Origin of the sequence: Streptococcus sp. KR (assembly GCF_002238115.1) — a bacterium.
In the GTDB taxonomy this organism is placed as follows: domain Bacteria; phylum Bacillota; class Bacilli; order Lactobacillales; family Streptococcaceae; genus Streptococcus.
Window position 1 is genome coordinate 1 of sequence record NZ_NGVM01000116.1, and the last position, 564, is coordinate 564.

General features: G+C 41.0%; 2 protein-coding genes. One reads left to right on the top strand and one right to left on the bottom strand.

What is annotated here, in order from left to right; genetic code table 11:
* Positions 1 to 198, bottom strand: a 198-nt coding sequence (locus CBI42_RS12720) for a zinc-ribbon domain-containing protein (protein WP_306425626.1), incomplete at its 3' end; no start/stop codon positions are given.
* Between the two features lie 193 nt (positions 199 to 391).
* Here CBI42_RS12720 and CBI42_RS11170 point away from each other — a divergent pair.
* A partial coding sequence (locus tag CBI42_RS11170) for a helix-turn-helix domain-containing protein (RefSeq protein WP_142294126.1) occupies positions 392 to 564 on the top strand: 173 nt, incomplete at its 3' end.

Consider the following 564-nt stretch of genomic DNA (forward strand, 5'->3'; position numbering starts at 1 on the left):
ATGTGGGGCTGCTTCTGCGTTATTTGAATCAGCTTTCGGTGGTTGAGTATTTGCATTACCGCTGAGAGCAGACTGTTTGCTACCGCAATAAGGGCAGAACTGCGCAGCAGCAGGAATCTCCTTGCCACAGCCTATACAAAATTTTGTGTCTTCGTTCATAATGATCCTCCAAGAAATATTTACGGCTTTTATTGTCATCGGTTGTGGACAAAAAATGACCCAGGAACATGGCGAAGATGCTCCTGAGTACTAAAAATGCTGGATTGTATTTTGACGAGCTTTTTAACTATACGGCGAATTTACAATTGAAATGCAACACAAAGTAAAAAAATAAACCCATACCGGGTAGAATCTGTTTAACGACCAAATCAAACAATTCGAGGTATCCGGTATGAGCTATAAACATCTTACTATAAAAGAACGTGAAATACTTATGTTTTTACGAGCTAAGGGGTTATCTATCCGGGCTGTTGCGTTACGGCTGGGGCGAAATCCAAGCACTATTTCACGGGAGTTAAAACGTTGTGCAGGTAATTATTCCCCAAGCAAAGCAGATAATGACTA